Consider the following 18,759-nt stretch of genomic DNA (forward strand, 5'->3'; position numbering starts at 1 on the left):
TCCATGCGAACGTTTCCGCTGACGGCGCTGGCCGTCGTGCTCTGCGCCGTTTCCGCCGGGCCCTGCCTGGCCCAGGACTTCGACCCGCTGGCCCTGGAGGCCGAGGCACCGCCCGCGGCCGGCAGCTCGCCATGGCGCATCGGGCTGGATCTCGCCGCCGGCCGCCTCTCCACGCGCGGCGGCGCCAGCGACGACACGTCGCGCGCGTCGGTCGACCTGCGTTACACGCACGCGTTCTCGCCGGCCTGGCAGTTCGTGCTGTCCGACCGCGTCGACCGCGTCGAGCCGCCGCTGCCCGGGCGCCCGAACACGACCAACAGCCTGCGCGAGCTCGCGCTGGGCTGGCGCAATGCCGACGCCACGACCAGCGTCGACCTGGGCCGGGTCACGGTGCGCCAGGGGCCGGCCTACGGCTACAACCCGACCGACTTCTTCCGCGACGGCGCGCTGCGCGCCGTCACCACCACCGACCCGGTCGCGCTGCGCGAGACCCGCCTGGGCACGGCGATGCTCCGCGCCGGCACGCTCTGGGACGACGGCGGCCTGTCCGTCGCCTACGCGCCGCGGCTGGACGACCCCGATCCGGCCACGGCCTCGGTCGACCTGGGCAGCACCAACCATCGCGACCGCTTCGTCGCCACGCTGGACCGCCGCTTCGGCGAGCGCAGCAGCGTGCAGGGCCTGGTGATGCTCGAGGCCGGGCGCGGCGCGGCGCTGGGCGCCAGCGGCAGCACGCTGATCGGCGACGCGCTCGTCGCCTACGGCGAATGGAGCTGGGGCAAGAGCGGGAAACTGCTGCCCCAGGTGCTCGGGCTGGACGAGGCGCTCGAGCGCCATCATCGTGCGGCCACCGGCCTGACCTACACCCTCCCGACCGGCCTGGCCCTGACCGTCGAGGCCGAGTACAACGGCGCCGGCCTGGACGAGGCCGACTGGCGCACGCTGGCGGCCATCGGCGCCCCGGCCTACGCGTCCTACCTGGGCGTGACCCAGCCCAGCCAGGAGATGGGCGCGCGCCGCGCCTGGCTCGTCTACCTGTCGCAGAAGTCGCTCGGGACGAAGAACCTGGACCTCACCGCGTTCGTGCGCCACAACGCCAGCGACGGCAGCCGCCTCGCGTGGCTGGAGCTGCGCTACCACTTCAGCGCGCTGGACCTGGCGCTGCAGTGGCAGCACAGCAGCGGCGACGCGGCCTCGGAGTTCGGCGCGAATCCCTATCGCCGGGTGCTGCAAGCCGTCGTCGGCGCCGTCTTCTGACGGCTGCCGGCCAGAGCGCCTCCCCTGACCCGTTCGCCAAAGGAACCGACCCCGTGTCTGCCATCGCCTTCAGACAACTCGCCGCCCGCAGCCTGCTGGCCGGTGCCGTCGCCCTGGCCGCCGGCTGCGGCGGCGAGTCGGAGCAGGAACTCACGACCGCGGCCAGGAGCTCGCTGGAACAGAACAAGCCCGACACGGCCATCGTGCAGCTGAAGGCGGCCCTGCAGAAGAACCCCGACTCGGGCGAGCTGCGCTTCCTGCTCGGCGACACCCTGATGAAGACCGGCGACGCCAAGGCCGCGGTCGTCGAACTCGGCAAGGCCGCCGACCTCAAGTTCGACGACAAGCGCGTGCTGCCGGCGCTGGTGATGGCGATGATCGCCACCGGCCAGTCCAAGCAGGCCGTTCACCTGTACGGGCGCACGACGCTCACCGAACCCAAGGCCGCCGCGGAGCTGAGCGTCGCGCTGGCGACGGCGCACGTCGTGCTCGACGAACGCGAGGCGGCCGAAGCCGCGGTGCAGCGCGCCCTGGCGCTGGACCCGAAGAACGAGGCCGCGCAGCTGCTGGACGCGCGTTTCATGGCCGGGCACGGCCTGACGGCCAAGGCGCTCGAACGCGTGCGTCCGCTGACGCAGCAAGGCGGCAAGCGGCGCGAGGCGCTGCAGCTGGCCGGCGAGATCCAGTGGAAGGGGCTCAACGATCTGGACACGGCGGCCAAGAGCTTCCGCGAGGTCATCGCGCTGGACCGGCGCTACGTCAACGCCTACACCGCGCTGCTCGCGATCGATCTGCGCCGCCAGGACCACGAGGGCCTGCGGCGCGACCTGAAGGCGATGAAGGAAGCGCTGCCCAACCACCCGGAGACACGCTTCTACGACGCCCAGCTGGCGCTGATCGACGGCGACGTCAAACGCGCCCGCGAGACGGTGCAGCAGCTGCTGAAACTGAACCCGAACAACGTCCGGGTGCTGCAGCTGGCCGGAACGATCGAGTCGGCAGCCGGCTCGACGCTGGTCGCCGAGACGCACCTCACGAAGGCGCTGCAGCTGTCGCCGGAACTGTCGTTCGCACGCCGGCTGCTCGCCGAGGTGCTGATCCGGGCCGGCCAGCCCGCGCGTGCGGTGACGACGCTCAAGCCGCTGCTGGACCAGGACGCGCCTTCGGCCGACGTGCTGGCGCTGGCCGCCGAAGCCCTTCTGATGACCGGCGACGCGGCGCAGGCGGAGCGGCTGTTCGTGCGGGCGTCACGCGCAGACCCCAGCAACCTGAAGCTGCAGGCCAACCTGGCGCTGACCGAGATCGCACGCGGCCGCACCGACGACGGCTTCGCCCAGCTCGAGTCCGTGGCGCAGCGCGACCGCTCTGCCTATGCCGATCTGGCGCTGATCGGCGCCCGGCTGCGGCGCCAGGACGGCAAGGGCGCCCTGGCGGCGATCGACCGGCTGCAGGCGAAGACGCCGGACAAGCCGCTCGCGGCGCAGCTGCGCGGCCAGGTCCTGATGCAGCAGGGTGACCGGGCGGGCGCGCGCAAGAGCTACGAACGCGCGCTGACGATCGATACGCAGTACCTGCCGGCTCTGGCGGGGCTGGCGACGATCGACATGGCCGAGAAGAAGCCCGAGGCGGCGATCAAGCGCTACGAGGACCTGATCCGGCAGGAGCCGAAGAACAGCCGCGCCATCACCGCGCTGGCCGAACTCAAGCGCGCCAACGGCGCTCCGGCCGAGGAGGTCGCCAAGGCGCTGCAGGAGGCGATCCGCCTCAACCCGACCGATCCGACCCCGCGTGCGCAGCTGGTGGAGCTGCACCTGTCCACGCGCAACACGAATGCCGCGATGGCGACCGCCCAGGAGGCGGCCGCCACCTTGCCGGATGACCCTCAGACGCTGGTCGCCCTGGGGCGTGCGCAGATCTTCGCCCAGGAGGTCCAGCAGGCGATATCGACCTTCGGCAAGCTGGCGGCGTCGCGGCCGTCGGACCCCCGGTTCCAGTTGCTGCTGGCCGACGCCTACGACCTCGGCAAGGACAGCGCCGGGGCCGAGCGGGCGCTGGTGAAGGCACTGGAACTCGACCCGGACCTGCTGGCAGCGCAGAGCCGCCTGGTGCAGGGCCGCGTCGCCCAGAAGCGTTACGAGGCGGCGCTCCAGGTCGCGAGAACCGCCCAGAAGCAGCGCCCGAAGGAAGCCGCCGGCTACCTTCTGGAAAGCAACGTGCACGTCGCGACGAAGGCCTGGCCTCAGGCCATCGGCGCGATGCGCGCGGCGCTCGATCGCCAGCCGAGCGCCGACAACGCCATGAAGCTGCACGGCATCCTGCTGCTGGCCGAGCAAGCCCAGGAGGCCGAGCGCTTCGCGGCCGACTGGATGCGCACGCACCCTCGCGACCCGGTGTTCCTGGCCCACCTGGGCAACGTGTCCCTCACGCGCGGCCAGTGGGCGCGCGCCGAGACCCATTACCGCAGTCTGGCCGCGCTGCACCCCGACGACGCCACCGCCCAGAACAACATCGCCTGGCTGCTGCTGCAGCAGAACAAGCCCGGCGCGCTCGCGGTCGCACAGCGCGCCGTCGAGCTCGCGCCCGGGCGCCCCGACTCGATGGACACGCTGGCCAGCGCCCTGGCCGCCGAAGGCCAGATGGCCAAGGCCATCGAATGGCAGCGCAAGGCGGCCGAAACGCCGAACGCCTCGCCCAGCTACCGGCTGAACCTCGCCCGGCTGCTGATCAAGGCCGGTGACCGCGCGGCCGCACGCGGCGAACTGGACAAGCTCGCCAAGCTGGGCGACAAGTTCCCCTCCCAGAAGGAAGTCGGCGACCTGATGAAGACGCTGTAGCCCCGAGACCGGGCTCGCCTGCCGCGATGGCGTCGCTTCCCGTGCGACAGCCTTGCGACAGCCACGGCATTTCATGACCGAAATCACGATCCGCAGCGCTACAGCGCGCTAGGGGCACCGATCCCGCGAGCCGGGGGTTGTGACGCCCTCGCGCCGATCCCTACAGTGGCCGCACAGGTCACGCCTGCTTGCAACCGCAACAAACAACCGGCCGGGCGCACCGGTCTGCCGACATCACCCAGAAGCGCTCGCGCGCGGGGTGGTCGTCGCCTCGGAGCCGTCACCCCGGTAGCGAACATGATCCGCATCTTCAGCCACTACGTGCATCGCCAGACCGTTCTGCAGGTCTCGTCGGACTGCGCCCTGCTCGTGCTGATGCTGGTGGCGGTGTTCTTCGTCCCCTTCGGCCATGCGCCCGAGCTGCTGTCGGTGGCCGGCCCGCACGTGCTGTCGCTGGCCGCCGGCATGGTCGTCATCAGCGCGGCCACCGGCATCTACCAGCGCGGCCCCCACCTGACGCCGGTGCAGTCCTGCGCACGCGCCACCGCGATGCTCGTCATCGCGCTGCCGCTGGCCTGGCTGACCTTCGGCCTGCTGCCCGAGGCCACGCCCGACCGCCACGTGGTGCAGGTGGCGGCGATGGCCGGCATCGCGGCGGTCGTCACGCGCCGCGTCTACGTGACCCACTGGGGCGCGCATGACCGTGACCGGGTGCGCGTGATGGTCTTCGGCTCGGGCACGGCGGCACACATCGTCGGCCAGACGCTGGAGTCCTCGGACCCGAGCGTCGAGATCGTCGGCTTCGTGCCCGGCCCGAACGAGAAGGAACCGGCGGTGCCGGAAGAACGCATCCTGCGCTCGGACCAGCCGCTGCCGGCGCTGGCCGAGCAGCTCGGAGTCGACGAGATCATCGTCGCGCTCACCGAGCGCCGCTCGGGCAGCATGCCGCTGCGCCAGCTGCTCGACTGCAAGCTCTTCGGCGTCAAGGTCTACGACCTGTCCACGCATTTCGAGAAGCGCCTGGGCCAGATCCGCATCGACTTCGTCAACGCCGGCTGGCTGATCTTCGGCGAAGGCTTCAACCAGGGCGCGCTGCGCACCGCGATCAAGCGTGTCTTCGACATCCTCTTCAGCACGCTGCTGATCGTGCTGGCGACGCCGGTGATGCTGCTCACGGCGCTGGCGATCAAGATCGACAGCCGCGGCCCGGTGTTCTACAGCCAGGAGCGTGTGGGCCTGGGCGGCGCGAGCTTCATGGTGACCAAGTTCCGCAGCATGCGCACCGACGCCGAGAAGGACGGCAAGCCGCGCTGGGCCACGGCGCAGGACGACCGCGTCACGCGGGTCGGCCACGTCATCCGGCTGCTGCGCATCGACGAGCTGCCGCAGCTGTTCAACGTGCTCAAGGGCAAGATGAGCCTCGTCGGCCCGCGCCCTGAACGGCCCTTCTTCGTCGAGCAGCTGACGCGCGAGATCCCCTTCTTCGCCGTGCGCCACAGCGTCAAGCCGGGTGTCACCGGCTGGGCCCAGGTGCGCTACCAGTACGGTTCCACCGTCGAGGACTCGCAGCAGAAGCTGCAGTACGACCTCTACTACGTGAAGAACCACTCCCTGTTCCTCGACCTCGTCGTGCTGTTCGAGACGGTCGGCGTCGTGCTGACGGGCAAGGGCGCGCGCTGAGCCGCCGGCCGGGGCCCTAGAATTTCCCGCTCCTCGCACGGAGCGCCCCCGCCGGTGCACGCCTGAACCATGGAACGCCCCGAGGCCGGACTCGCCCTGCTCGGTTTCGCGCTCGCGGCGCTGGTGCATGCCGGCTTCGTGGCGCTGCTCGTGCGTGCCCAGGAGTCGGCGCAGGAGCGCAGCCCGCACCGCGGCCTGTTCCTGGCGGCGCTGCTGGCCACGGTCGCCTGGGGCCTGGCGTCGGCCTGGCAGACCGGCGCGCCCACGGTCGCCGGCGGCTATCTGGCGGCGCTGGCCGACCTGCTGCGCCTGGGCCTGTGGCTGGCCTTCATGCTGGCCCTGCTCGAACCGGGGCTCGGCTCCGAGCCCGACCCGGCGCTGCGGCCGCTGCGCACGGCCGCCGGCGTTGCGCTGATCGTGGCCTTGTGCGGCGTCGTCGGTTTCGGTCTGGCGCGCGAGGCCGGCTCGATGCTGCGCCTGGTCTTCGCCGGCTGGCTGCTGATCGCCATCGTCGGCCTGGTGCTCGTCGAGCAGCTGTTTCGCAACCTGCCCGAGGACTCGCGCTGGAACGCCAAGCCGGTGTGCCTGGGGCTGGGCCTGCTGTTCGCGTTCGACCTCTACGTCTACGCCGAAGGCGTGCTCTTCGGCCGCCCGGACCCGGACGCGCTGGCCGTGCGCGGCTTCGTCGTGGCGCTGGCCATGCCCTGGCTGCTGGTGGCGGCACGCCGGCGGCGCGACTGGATCCGCCGGCTGCAGGTCTCGCGTTCCGCCGCCTTCTATTCGGCGACGCTGATCCTCGTCGGCGCCTACCTGCTGGTGATGGCCGGCGTCGGCTACTGGGTGCGCGACTTCGGCGGCGACTGGGGGCGCGGGCTGCAGATCGTGCTCGCCGCGGCCGGCGTGCTCGGCCTGGCGCTGCTGGTGCTGTCGGGCGCGGCGCGCTCGCGGCTGCGCGTCTTCGTCGGCAAGCACTTCTTCAGCTACCGCTACGACTACCGCGAGGAATGGCTGCGCTTCACGGCGATGCTGTCCTCGCGCGGTTCGCCGCAGGAGATCGGCGGCCTGGTCGTGCGCGGGCTGGCGAACATGGTCGAGTCGCCTTCGGGCAGCCTGTGGCTGCGCGGCGGCGCCGACGGCGCGTATCGCCAGTCGGCGCGCTGGAACACCGCCGAGGTCGACGCCGCCGAGGCCGCCGACTCGGCGCTCGCCGCCTTCCTCGCCGAACCCGGCTGGGTGGTCGACCTCGACGAGTTCCGCGACGCCCCGCGCCGCTACGGCAGTCTGGCGCTGCCGGCCTGGCTGCAGCCCGGCGGCGACACCTGGCTCGTGGTGCCGCTGCCGGTGGCCGGCGAACTGCTGGGCTTCGTCACGCTGGGCCGGCCGCGCACGCCGCAGGAACTGAACTGGGAGGTGCGCGACCTGCTCAAGACCGCCGCGCGCCAGGCCGCCGGCATCCTGGCGCAGATGCAGGCCACCGAGGCGCTGCTGGAAGCCCGCAAGTTCGAGGCCTTCAACCGCATGTCGGCCTTCGTCGTGCACGACTTGAAGAACATCGTCACCCAGCTCTCGCTGATGATGAAGAATGCCCAGCGTCTGCACGCCAACCCGGAGTTCCAGCAGGACATGCTGATGACGGTGGAAAGCTCGCTCGAGAAGATGCGCCGCCTGATGCTGCAGCTGCGCGAGGGCGCGACGCCGCCCGGCGGCTCGCGCGGCGTCGAGCTGGCGGCCGTCGTCGGGCGCATCGCCTCGGGAGCCCGCAGCGCCGGCCGCCATGTCGAGACCGACTGCGCTGCGGGCCTGGCCACGCGTGGCCACGAAGACCGCCTCGAGCGCGTGCTCGGCCACCTGGTGCAGAACGCACTGGACGCGACACCGGCCGAGGGCCGCGTCTGGGTGCGTTGCTCGCGCCACGGCGGCCAGGTCAAGCTCGAGATCGGCGACACCGGCTGCGGCATGAGCGAGGACTTCATCCGCAACAAGCTCTTCCGCCCGTTCAGCAGCACCAAGACGAGCGGCATGGGCATCGGCTCCTACGAGAGCTTCCAGTACCTGCGCGAACTCGGCGGCAGCGTCGACGTCGACAGCCGCGTCGGCGAAGGCACCGTCATCACGCTGCTGATGCCGCTGTTCGAGCCCCACGCCTCTTCCGACCTCCGGATGTCCGCATGAGCCTGACCCCCGACACCGCCGGCCGCGTGCTGATCGTCGAGGACGATCTCGCGCTGCAGAAGCAGATCAAGTGGTCGCTCGACCGCTACGACTGCGCCACCGCCGCCGACCGCGAAGCCGCCGTGCTGCAGTACCGCCGCGTGCAGCCCACCGTCGTCACGATGGACCTGGGGCTGCCGCCCGACCCCGACTCGGTCTCCGAGGGCTTCAAGCTGCTCGAGCAGCTGCTGGACCTGGACCCGCACGTCAAGGTGATCGTGCTGACCGGCCAGAACGACCAGGCCAACGCCCTGCGCGCCGTCGCCCTGGGCGCCTACGACTTCCTGGCCAAGCCCTTCGACCCCGAGGTGCTGGGGCTGACGATCGAACGTGCGATGCGCCTGGCCGAGCTGCAGGCCGAGAACCGCCGGCTGCAGGCGCTGCAGCAACCCGACGCGCTGTCGGGGCTGATGACGCGCGACCCGGAGATGCTGCGCATCTCGCGCATCGTCGAACGTGTCGCCTCCAGCGACGCGACGGTGCTGCTGCTGGGTGAGAGCGGCACCGGCAAGGAGGTGCTGGCCCAGGGCCTGCACCAGGCCTCGCGGCGCAGCGGGCGTTTCGTCGCGATCAACTGCGCGGCGATCCCCGAGAACCTGCTCGAGAGCGAACTCTTCGGCTACGAGAAGGGCGCGTTCACCGGCGCGGCCAAGACCACGCCGGGCAAGATCGAGACCGCGCACGGCGGCACGCTGATGCTCGACGAGATCGGCGACCTGCCCGCGTCGCTGCAGGCCAAGCTGCTGCGCTTCCTGCAGGAACGCAAGATCGAGCGCCTGGGCGCGCGCCAGGAGATCGCGGTGGACGTGCGCGTCGTCGGCGCCACGCACCAGGACCTGCAGACGCTGATCGCCGAAGGCCGCTTCCGCGAGGACCTGTACTACCGCCTCGCCGAGATCGAGGTGAAGATCCCGCCGCTGCGCACGCGCCAGGGCGACGCGGTGCTGCTGGCCCACGCCTTCCTGCGCCGCTTCGCGCAGGAGCAGCGCCGCGGCTCGCTGGTCTTCAGCGAGGACGCGCTGCAGGCCATCGCCGCCCACGCCTGGCCGGGCAACGTGCGCGAGCTGATCAACGTCGTCAAACGCGCCTCGATCATGGCCGACGGCGCGCGTGTCACCGCGCAGGACATGGGTCTGAAAGTGCCGGCACGCGACGACGGCGCGGCCACGGCCTGCGAGTTCGACCTGCGCGCCGCGCGCGAGGCCGCCGAGCGCCAGACGGTGATCGCCGCGCTGGCGCGCGCCAACAACAACATCGTCAAGGCCTCCGAACTGCTGGGCATCAGCCGGCCGACGCTCTACGACCTGATGCACCGGCTGGCGATGAAGTGACGACGGCGCCCCGGGCGACGCCGATCCCTGCGCCCGAAGACCGCGCCGACTCCGGCCTCGAACACCCGACATGAACACCTTTGCCCGCACCGCCGCCGCGATCGCCGTCGCCACGCTGCTCGCCGCCTGCGGCGGCCCGTCCGAGGCGGAACTGCTCGCCTCGGCCCAGGACTCGCTCGCGCGCCAGGACACCAAGACGGCGACGATCTCGCTGAAGTCCGCGCTGCAGAAGAACCCCGAACTCGCCGAGGCCCGGCTGCTGCTGGGCACCACGCTGCTGGCCAGCGGCGACGCCGCCGGCGCCAGCGTCGAACTGCGCAAGGCCTCGCAACTGAAGCTGCCCGAGGCGCGTGTCTTGCCGCCGCTGGCCCGCGCGCTGCTCGCCAGCGGCGAGGACCGCCGCATCGTGCAGACCTGGGCCGCCACGCGGCTGGACACGCCCGAGGCCGACGCCGACCTGTCGACCACGCTGGCCCAGGCCTACCTGAGGCTGGACCAGCCCACCCAGGCCCGCGAGGCGGTCGACGCCGCGCTGCGGGCCCTGCCGGCCTACGCGCCGGCCAAGCTGCTGAAGGCGCGCCTGCTGGCCGCCGACCAGGACGTGGACGGCGCGATCGTCCTCGTCGACGAGATGACCGCCGCCGACACGCGCCAGGCCGACGCCTGGCTGCTCAAGGGCCAGCTCGAACAGTACGGCCGGCGCGACGCCCAGGCCGCGATCGCCGCCTACCGCCGCGCCGTCGAGGCCGATCCGCGCCGCATGGCGGCGCATCAGGCCCTGGTCGGCCTGCTGGTGGCCGGTGGCGATATCGCCGCCGCCGAGGCCCACGTGCAGCAGCTCGTCAAGACCCAGCCCGACATCGCGGGCACGCAGCTGCTGCAGGCCCAGATCGCCTACCTGCGTGCCGACTACGAAGGCGTGCGCCGCCTGGTGCAGCCGCTGGTGCAGGCAACGCCGAACAACCCCGTCGTGCTGCAGCTCGCCGGCGCGGCGGAGTTCCAGCTGCGTGCGCTGCCGCAGGCCGAGACACTGCTGGCCAAGGCCGTGCAGCTGCAGCCGGGCATGCCGCTGGCGACGGGGCTGCTGGTGCAGCTGTACCTGCGCACCGGGCAGGCGGACAAGGCGCTGGCGCTGCTGCAGCCCGAACTCGACGGCGGCAAACCGCGGGCCGAGACGCTGCTGCTGGCCGGCCAGGCCCACCTGCAGAACGGCGAAGCGCGCCAGGCCGAAGCCGCGTTCGCCCAGGCGGCCAGGCTCGCGCCGCAGGATCCGCGCGCCCGCACCGCGCTGGCGCTGGGCAAGATCGGCCGCGGCGAAGCCGCCGCCGGGCTCGGCGAACTCGAATCGCTGGCCGCCAGCGACGCGGGCATCGGTGCCGACATGGCGCTCATCGCCTCGCAGCTGCGCCGCGGCGAGCGTGCCAAGGCGCTGAAGGCGATCGACGCGCTGGATGCCAAACGCCCGCAGGACCCGACGCCCCAGCTGATGCGCGGCCGTGTGCTGCTGGCCAGCGGCGAGCGCGCCGCTGCCCGCAGCGCGTTCGAGAACGCACTGGCACGCGACGCCGCCTACTTCCCCGCCGTCGCCGGCCTGGCCGCGATCGACCTGGCCGAGGGCAACACCGCCGCGGCGCGCCAGCGCTTCGACGCCGCCCTCGCGCGCGACCCGAAGAACTGGCGCGCGATGCTCGCACTGGCCGAATGGCTGGAGCGCACCGGCGCCGGCGCCGACGCGGTGAGCGCGCAGTACGCCGCGGCCGTGAAGGCGGCCCCCGGCGAGGTGCTGCCGCGGCTGCGGCTGATCGACGAGCGCCTCGCGCGGCGCGACACCAGCGGCGCCCTGGCCGCGGCCCGCGAGGCCGCAGCGGCCCTGCCGTCGAACCGCGAGCTGCTGGGCGCGCTGGGGCGCGCCGAACTCGCCAACCGCGACTACCAGCAGGCGTTGACCCGCTTCCAGAAGCTCTCCCAGCTGCAGCCGCGTTCGCCGGCCGGGCTGCTGGGCCAGAGCGACGCCTACATCGGACTGAAGGACATGGCGGCGGCCGAACGGGCGCTCAAGTCGGCGCTGGAGCTGGTGCCGCGCCTGCTGCCCGCGCAGCAGGCGCTGGTGGCGCTGTACACCGGCGAGGGCCGCTATGCCGAGGCGGTGGGGCTGGCACGCGAGATCCAGAAGCAGCGCCCGGCCGAGGCCGCCGGTTACTTCGCCGAAGCGGCGGTCGAGCAGGCGCGCCGCAAGCCCGAGGCCGCCCTGGCGATCTACCGCACGGCGCAGCAGAAGGCGCCGGGCGCCGAGACGGCGATCCGGCTGCACGCCGCGCTGCACGCCGCCGGCCAGGCCGAGGAGGCCGGACGTCTCGCCGCCGGCTGGCAGAAACAACATCCGCAGGACCTGGCCTTCCGCTTCCACCTGGGCGACCTCGCGCTGACGCGCCAGGACTGGGCCGGTGCCGAGGCGCGTTACCGCGAGGTGCTGGCGCGCCAGCCGGACAACCCGCTGGCGCTGAACAACGTCGCCTGGCTGATGCTCAGGCAAGGCAAGCCGGGCGCCCTGGCGCTGGCCGAGAAGGCCAACACCGCCGCGCCCGGGCAGCCCGCGCTGCGCGACACGCTGGCGCTGGCGGCCGCGGCCGAGGGCCAGCTGCCGCGGGCCCTGGCGCTGCAGAAGGACACGGTGCAGCGCGCACCGGAAGCCCCGGCGCTGCGGCTGACGCTGGCCAAGCTGCTGCTGCAGTCGGGCGACAAGGCGGCGGCCCGCGTCGAGCTGGACAAGCTGAACAAGCTGGGCAGCGGTTTCGACGGCCAGGCCGAGGTCGCCGAACTGCTGAAGAAGGCAAGCTGAGCCGGCACCTGCGAGGCCGCAAGGCCTGGCACGCCCGCCGCCGGGCGCGACATCACCCCGACCGGCCGGGTCAGCCTTCCTGGCGCTGCGCGGCTTCCTGCTCGCGCAGCTCGGCGCCCGTGACACGGCGCCAGGCCTTGCGCGCGAGGTGGCGCACGAGCAGCGGCAGCGGCATGCGCAGCCAGTGCGAGCGCAGATACAGCGCCAGCCTCGCCGCCGGCGCGCCCGGCGTCTCGCAGCTCGGGTGCTGCGGCTGCAGCACGCGTTCGTAACACGCGTCCAGCAGCGCCGGCAGCGGCCAGGGCGGGGCCGAGCGCGCCAGTTCGCGCTGCACCTCGGGCGGGACCGGCGTGCCCAGCACACGCGCGCTGTGGCGCAGCGCGTAATGCAGCGGCCGGCGCAGCCCCAGCCGGCCGGCGCGTTCGACCGTGCGGTCCCAGTAACCGGGCTCGGCGCCGCCGTGGCGAACCAGTGCGTCCAGGTCGAACAGGTCGCGCAGGCCGTTGGCGAACTCGCCTTCGTGGAACAGGTGCGTGGCGCTGTGCAGCAGCAGGTCCGGCGGCGCGAAGGTCGACAGGCCCGGCCAGTCGGCCAGCGGACGAAGGTCCTCGAACAGCGCCGGCGTCGCCAGCGCGGTGCGCGAGGTCAGCGGCAGCAGCGTGTGGTGCACGTCGAGCACGGTGCCGCGGCGGCGGTGGCGCATCGGCGGCAGCTCGTGCATCCAGCGCCGGTAGTACTGCTCGTCGTAGGGCGACAGCGGCTCGACGACCCAGCCGTGGCTCAGCAGCCGGCTCTCGACTTCGGCCAGGGTCTCGCGTGGCACCAGCAGGTCGAGGTCGCCGTACAGCCGCGAGCGCGCCAGCGGCAGGTCCAGCGCCAGATAGGCGCCGCCCTTGAGCACGACGGCCTGCGCCGCCCCGTCCAGCGCCTGGGCGACACGGTCGAGCTCCCAGCGCATGCGCTGGCGCTGGGCGTCGGCGATGCGGCGAGCCGCTCCCAGGTGCACCCGGGCCACGGCGGGCGCCTCGAGGCCGGCATCGGCCAGCGCGTCGTGCAGACGGGCGAGCAGGTTCGCGCGCCGCGCCTGGCGCAGCAGCAGGTCCCAGCCGGGCAGGGGCAGCGAGGCCGCGCGTGCCGGATCGAGCAGCACCTCGACGAGCAGGCTGCGATTCACGGCAGATCCCCCGCGGCGAGCGCGTCGAAAGCCGGCGCCAGCTCGTCGAGCGCGCCATAGCTGAAGCGCAGGCAGGCGGTGTGGCCGACCATCGTCGTCAGCGCGTCGAAGCCCTGCAGCCCGAGCACGTGGTAGTTGAACGACTGCTCGGCCAGCAGCAGCGCCGCCTCGGCGCGGTCGATGCGCTCGAAGGCGGCGCGCGCACCGGCCTGCCAGCGTGGCAGCACGACCCAGGCCGGCCGTGCCGGCTCGGCACGCCGGCTCACGGCTTGGGCCGGCGGGCGCATCAGCGCGATCGTGCCCTTGAGCGTGTCGGGCACCGGCGGCGAGATCACCGCCTCGGGCACGAAACCGGCCACGAGGCCGATCGACGCGTTCTTCAGGTTCACCGCGCGTGCCATGCCATGCACCAGGCCCGTCGCCGGGTCCAGCAGCGCGAGCTCGTCGGACAGCAGGCGCCAGCCACGGTGCGCCAGCACCGCCGTCAGCGTGCTCTTGCCCGAGCCCGGCGGCGCCGGCAGCACGAGCGCGCGGCCGTCGCGCTCCAGAACCGCCGCGTGGCAGACCAGGAACTGGTGCGCGTGCGCGGCGACACACCAGTTCAGGCCCCATTCGAGCATCGTCGGCGCCTGGTTCGCCGGCAGGCTGACGAAAGCCGGCAGGCCGTCGAAGACGAAACGGGCGCGCCGCCGCCCGGGCAGCCCGAAACGCGACGCCCGGATCTCGAGGTGGTAGTCGACGAAACCGTCCTGCGGGGCGAGCGGGAAGTCGGCGTACAGCAGCGCCACCGCGTCGGCGACGGCCGGCAGGCCCGAGCGCACGCAGGCCACGAAAGGCAGGATGTCCAGGCGCAGCCCGTCGGCACGGAGGCGGCGCAGCAGCGACGCCCGGTCAAGGTCGGATACCTTCAAGGCGCAGGCAGCAGCGTGGCGAGGCCCCGGGTCGACAGACGCAGGAGTTCGACCTGGACGTCGCTCGCGAGCGAGCCCGGAGCGGCAGCCCCGAGATCCCGGGCCAGTTCATCGACCAGATCCTCGAGCACGCCCGCCGGGTGCTCGGCCAGGCGCAGCAGGAGCTCCTGCGCCAGGGCGCTCAGCAGGAAGGTGTCGCCGCTGCGATCGTCGTAGGCGATGGCGCTGCCGTCGTCGCCGAAGGTCCGGATGTGCACCGCCGGCTGCGGCACCAGGGCCCAGCGCACGACGGCGTCACTTCGGTCGCGCCAGGTTGTTCTGGACCACGTAGTCCGTGATCTCCGAGCGACCCCAGGCGGACTTGCCGGACTTCGGATCGAAGCTGCCGGTGGCCATGTCCCGGACATGCGAGGACGGGGCGCAATTCGTGGGCGAGTAGCTGCTATTGGACAGCAGCTTCTGGTTCAGCAGGGCGACGAGGACCGCCCGCGTGAAGTCGCTGGAGCCGCTGCAGCGGCCGTTGAGCGCGGCGTCCAGAAGCTCGGTCTTGGCCAGCCCCGACGGCACCGCGTCGAGACCGCACTGCTCGAGCGTCAGCTTCTTCTTGGCGTCGGTGTAGTTGAAGTTGCCCCACTTGTCGTAGTGCTTCTTCAGGTTCGAGCACAGGACGTTCCAGGGCTTGCCGTAGCCGGCGTAGTCCTGGTTGCCGCACCAGTGCGTATGCGACCAGCCGTCGATCTTGGTGCCCGCCGACGAGCCGGTGCCCGCGCTGGCCGAGGCCATCGCCGAGCCCCAGGCCGAGGTCGAGATGCAGTTGTAGGTGGCGTGAACCGGCCGCCCGACCAGCAGCAGCGAGGCCGGCGCAGCCCCGCCGGCGATCTTCAGCAGGCGCCGGCGGCGTGCAGCGAACGCGGCCGACGCGGCGGCGTCGGGGCGCGGTTCGGGGGATTCGACGGGGTGTTGGCTGTCGTTCATCGCGGCTCCCTCGGAATGGGCGCAGGGCGTGGCCCTGGAGCGGGTCCGGTCAGCCGGAGTGTAGACCGCCACCCCCGGCGGACACACCTTGCAACGGGCCCTTGAATCGGTGGTCGAGGCCAGCGTCGGGCGGCCATCCGTGCGGAGTTCCTCGGCTGGCGCCCGGCACTCAATTGCGACAAGCTGTTGCAGGGCCTCAATCCGGCGCCGCGCGCGCCGTAACCGTGTCATGAGCACCCGCCTGCGCAAGAACCTCCACGCCGGACTGCGTTCGGCGATGGGCATGCTGCCCCAGACCACGCGGCACGCGATCTTCCGGCGCATGGTCGACTGCGACCCGGCGCCGGACGACCGGCTGCAGGTGCGCATCGTCGACGCGCGGCAGGACCTGGAGGCCTGTTTCGGGCTGCTGCACGACGCCTACGTTGCCAGCGGCTTCATGAAGCCCCACCCCTCGGGCCTGCGCGTGACGCCCTACCACGCGCTGCCGACGACGACGACGATCGCCGCGTTCTGGGACGGCGAGGTCGTCGGCACGATGTCGATGATCCGCGAAGGCGTCTTCGGCTTTCCGCTGCAGTCGGTGTTCGACCTGAGCGCGGTGCGCGCCCAGCCCGGCCGCGTGGCCGAGATCTCGGCGCTGGCGGTGCACCGGAAGTTCCGCGCCAGCGGCGGCAAGATCCTGTTCCCGCTGATGAAGTTCATGTACGAGTACTGCTCTCAGTACTTCGACACCCGGCATCTGGTCATCGCGGTCAATCCGAACAAGATCGAGCTCTACGAGTCGCTGCTGTTCTTCCGCCGCCTGCAGGCCGCCACGGTGGAGAACTACGACTTCGCCAACGGCGCGCCGGCCGTGGGCGCGACGCTGGACCTGCACCAGGCGCCCGAGACCTTCCGCGCCGCCTACACCGGCCGCGAGGGCCGCAAGGACCTGCACCACTACTTCGTCGAGCAGCGCCTGCCCAACCTGAAGCTGCCCGAGCGCCGCTACTTCACCACCAACGACCCGGTGATGACGCCGGCGCTGCTGGACTACTTCTTCACCCAGCGCACCGACTGTTTCGCCCAGCTCGACCCGCGCCGCCTGGGGCTGCTGCACAGCATCTACGACAGCCCCGAATACGCCGCGGTGCTGCCGCCGCTGCCCTACGGCCACCAGGCCGGCAGCGCGGCGCTGCGCCGCCATCCGCGCTACTCGATCAAATGCCCGGCGGTGCTGACGCTGGAGGACCGCCCGCAGGCGCTGGAAGTCGTCGAGCTGTCGCAGCAGGGCTTCCAGGCCCATGGTGCCAACGACCTGGCGATGGGCGCCCGCGGCTGGATGAAGGTGCAGCTCGGCGAGGGCGTCGAGTCCACCGTGCTGGCCGAGGTGGTGCGCCGCGTGCCGACGGCCGTCGGCCACTTCCACGGCTTTCGCGTCGAGGCGCCGGACCCGGCCTGGCTGCGCTGCGTGCGCCTGCTGGAGACCGGCACCACACACGCCGACCTGGCCGCCGAACGCCCCGCCGGCAGCCTGCCCTCCGAACGCCGGGCGGCCTGAACGCGGGGGCGGCCCCGGCCCGGCCGGGTGCTATGCTGGCCGCACCGTGCGTGCCCCGCTCCCGATCCGGAATCCAGGCCCGTCCGTCCGCGTGATGACACGCGGCCGACGGACAGACGTTTGAAACCCGATACCCGTCGCCGCGCGTGGCTCGCCGCCACGCTGCTGGCGCTGGCACTGCCCGCGCGCGCCGGGCTGCCGGAGGTCATCGCCGTGGCCAAGCCCGGCGTCGTCGCCGTCGGCACCTTCAACCCGCTGGACAGCCCGCGCTTCGCGTTCCGCGGAACCGGTTTCGCGGTGCACGACGGCAGCTACGTGATCACCAACCAGCACGTGCTGCCGTCGCCCGGCGAAGCCGAGCAGCTGTCGCGGCTGTCGGTGCTGGTGGCGCGCGGCGGCCGCGTGTCCGAGGCGCGGTCGGCGCGCATTGCCGGCACCGATCGCGCCCACGACCTGGTGCTGCTGAAGATCGAGGGCCCGTCGCTGCCGCCGCTGGCGCTGGGCGACGCCGACGCCGCGCGCGAAGGCATGTCGATCGCGCTCGTCGGTTTCCCGATCGCCGGCGCGCTCGGTTACTCGCCGGTCACGCACCGCGGCATCGTCTCGGCGATCACCGCGATCGCGCTGCCGGCCTCGACCTCGCGCCAGCTCGACCCGCGCGCGCTGCAGAAGCTGCGCGAGGGCCCGTTCGACATCTTCCAGCTCGACGCGACGGCCTATCCGGGCAACAGCGGCGGGCCGGTGCTCGACGCCGAGACCGGCGAGGTGGTCGCCGTCGTCAACATGGTGCTGGTACGCGGCACGCGCGAGAACGCGATCCAGTTCCCCTCGGGCATCAGCTACGCGATCCCCGTGCGCCACGTGCACGAGCTGCTGCAGCAGGCCACCACGCCGGCGGCTGAGCCGACGGCCTCGGCTCAGCCGCCGCGCTGATCAGACGCGGTAGTAACCGCGGTACCAGTCGACGAAACGGCCGATGCCGGTGCGCAGGTCGGTGGCCGGCGCGAAGCCGGTCCAGGCGCCCAGCGCGTCGACGTCGGCGTAGGTCGCCGGCACGTCGCCGTCCTGCATCGGCAGCAGGTTCTTCTTCGCCTGAAGGCCCAGCGCGTCCTCGACATGGCCGATGAAGGCCATCAGCTCCACCGGCTGGTGGTTGCCGATGTTGAAGACGCGGTAGGGCACGTTGCTGGTGCCCGGGTCCGGGGCGTCGGGCAGGTAGGCCGGGTCGGGCTCGGCCGTGCGGTCGAGCACGCGGATCACGCCTTCGACGATGTCGTCCACGTAGGTGAAGTCGCGCTTCATGCGGCCGTGGTTGAAGACGTCGATCGCACGCCCTTCGAGGATCGCCTTGGTGAACAGGAACAGCGCCATGTCCGGCCGGCCCCAGGGGCCGTAGACGGTGAAGAAGCGCAGCCCGGTGGTCGGCAGGCCGTACAGATGGCTGTAGGTGTGCGCCATCAGCTCGTTGGCCTTCTTCGTTGCCGCGTACAGGCTGACCGGGTGGTCGACGCTGTCGTGTTCGGCGAACGGCATCTTCGTGTTGCCGCCGTAGACGCTGGAGCTGGAGGCGTAGACGAGGTGCTGCACCTTCGTATGGCGGCAGCCCTCGAGGATGTTCATGAAGCCCACGACGTTGCTGTCGATGTAGGCCTGCGGGTTCTGCAGCGAGTAGCGCACCCCGGCCTGGGCGGCAAGGTGGATGACGCGGTCGAAACGTTCGGCGGCGAACAGCGCCTCCATGCCGGCGCGGTCGGCGACGTCGAGCTTGACGAAGCGGAAACCCGGCAGCGGCTCGAGCCGCGCCAGCCGGTCGAGCTTGAGCTGGACCTCGTAGTAGTCGTTGAGGTTGTCCAGCCCGACCACCTCGTCGCCGCGTTCGAGCAGGCGCAGCGCGGTGGTCATGCCGATGAATCCGGCAGCGCCGGTGAGCAGGATCTTCATGTCGGCGACGATTCTGGCATGCGGTCCTGGCCGCCGCCGCCCCCGTGCTCGCGGGCGGCGGCG

General features: G+C 72.1%; 13 protein-coding genes. 8 read left to right on the forward strand and 5 right to left on the reverse strand.

Features of this window, described 5'->3' with window-relative positions:
- Positions 1-3: 3 nt before the first annotated feature.
- From EV684_RS23890 to prsT (EV684_RS02515), 6 genes are all read left to right on the forward strand, one after another.
- Positions 4-1,257, forward strand: a complete 1,254-nt coding sequence (locus tag EV684_RS23890) for a hypothetical protein (RefSeq protein WP_165908371.1) — start codon at positions 4-6, stop codon at positions 1,255-1,257.
- Between the two features lie 53 nt (positions 1,258-1,310).
- Entirely contained in the window at positions 1,311-4,091 is a 2,781-nt protein-coding gene (prsT, locus tag EV684_RS02495; RefSeq protein ID WP_165908372.1) for an XrtA/PEP-CTERM system TPR-repeat protein PrsT, read from the forward strand.
- A gap of 297 nt (positions 4,092-4,388) precedes the next feature.
- On the forward strand, positions 4,389-5,771 hold the full coding sequence (locus EV684_RS02500; RefSeq protein WP_132644614.1) for a TIGR03013 family XrtA/PEP-CTERM system glycosyltransferase: 1,383 nt from the start codon (positions 4,389-4,391) through the stop codon (positions 5,769-5,771).
- Positions 5,772-5,840: 69 nt separating this feature from the next.
- Positions 5,841-7,943 carry an XrtA/PEP-CTERM system histidine kinase PrsK gene (gene prsK / locus EV684_RS02505; RefSeq protein WP_132644615.1) on the forward strand — a complete coding sequence of 701 codons (2,103 nt, stop codon included), beginning with the start codon at positions 5,841-5,843 and terminating at the stop codon, positions 7,941-7,943.
- Positions 7,940-9,313: a PEP-CTERM-box response regulator transcription factor gene (gene prsR / locus EV684_RS02510; RefSeq protein ID WP_132644616.1), complete on the forward strand. Its 1,374-nt coding sequence runs from the start codon at positions 7,940-7,942 to the stop codon at positions 9,311-9,313. Before prsK ends, prsR begins: the two co-directional genes overlap by 4 nt.
- Positions 9,314-9,383: 70 nt before the next feature.
- Complete coding sequence (prsT, locus tag EV684_RS02515) at positions 9,384-12,152, forward strand: XrtA/PEP-CTERM system TPR-repeat protein PrsT (protein ID WP_132644617.1); 2,769 nt, start codon at positions 9,384-9,386, stop codon at positions 12,150-12,152.
- Positions 12,153-12,222: 70 nt separating this feature from the next.
- Here the strand turns inward: prsT (EV684_RS02515) and EV684_RS02520 are convergent, their stop codons facing one another.
- From EV684_RS02520 to EV684_RS02535, 4 genes are read right to left on the reverse strand one after another with little or no spacing between them, the layout of a single operon-like run.
- Positions 12,223-13,326: a nucleotidyltransferase domain-containing protein gene (locus EV684_RS02520; RefSeq protein WP_132644618.1), complete on the reverse strand. Its 1,104-nt coding sequence runs from the start codon at positions 13,324-13,326 to the stop codon at positions 12,223-12,225.
- Positions 13,323-14,237, reverse strand: coding sequence for an HprK-related kinase A (locus EV684_RS02525; RefSeq protein WP_132644619.1), 915 nt, complete (start codon positions 14,235-14,237; stop codon positions 13,323-13,325). The genes EV684_RS02520 and EV684_RS02525 overlap by 4 nt, the downstream gene beginning before the upstream one ends.
- Complete coding sequence (locus EV684_RS02530) at positions 14,234-14,524, reverse strand: HPr-rel-A system PqqD family peptide chaperone (RefSeq protein WP_165908373.1); 291 nt, start codon at positions 14,522-14,524, stop codon at positions 14,234-14,236. The genes EV684_RS02525 and EV684_RS02530 overlap by 4 nt, the downstream gene beginning before the upstream one ends.
- A 7-nt stretch (positions 14,525-14,531) precedes the next feature.
- The gene (locus EV684_RS02535; protein WP_132644621.1) at positions 14,532-15,212 is read right to left on the reverse strand and encodes a hypothetical protein; all 681 of its coding nucleotides are present in this window, start codon (positions 15,210-15,212) and stop codon (positions 14,532-14,534) included.
- A 229-nt stretch (positions 15,213-15,441) separates the two neighbouring features.
- On the opposite strand from EV684_RS02535, the gene EV684_RS02540 reads away from it, so the two are divergent.
- Both EV684_RS02540 and EV684_RS02545 read left to right on the forward strand, forming a co-directional pair.
- The gene (locus EV684_RS02540; RefSeq protein WP_132644622.1) at positions 15,442-16,755 is read left to right on the forward strand and encodes a PilZ domain-containing protein; all 1,314 of its coding nucleotides are present in this window, start codon (positions 15,442-15,444) and stop codon (positions 16,753-16,755) included.
- Between the two features lie 120 nt (positions 16,756-16,875).
- Positions 16,876-17,688 (forward strand): S1C family serine protease, encoded by an 813-nt coding sequence (locus tag EV684_RS02545; RefSeq protein WP_207184302.1) that lies wholly within the window; start codon positions 16,876-16,878, stop codon positions 17,686-17,688.
- Here the strand turns inward: EV684_RS02545 and EV684_RS02550 are convergent, their stop codons facing one another.
- A complete protein-coding gene (locus EV684_RS02550; RefSeq protein ID WP_132644624.1) occupies positions 17,689-18,696 on the reverse strand; it encodes an NAD-dependent epimerase in 1,008 nt (335 codons plus the stop codon).
- Between the last annotated feature and the right edge of the window lie 63 nt (positions 18,697-18,759).

The organism is Rubrivivax gelatinosus, from assembly GCF_004340905.1.
GTDB lineage: Bacteria > Pseudomonadota > Gammaproteobacteria > Burkholderiales > Burkholderiaceae_C > Rubrivivax > Rubrivivax gelatinosus.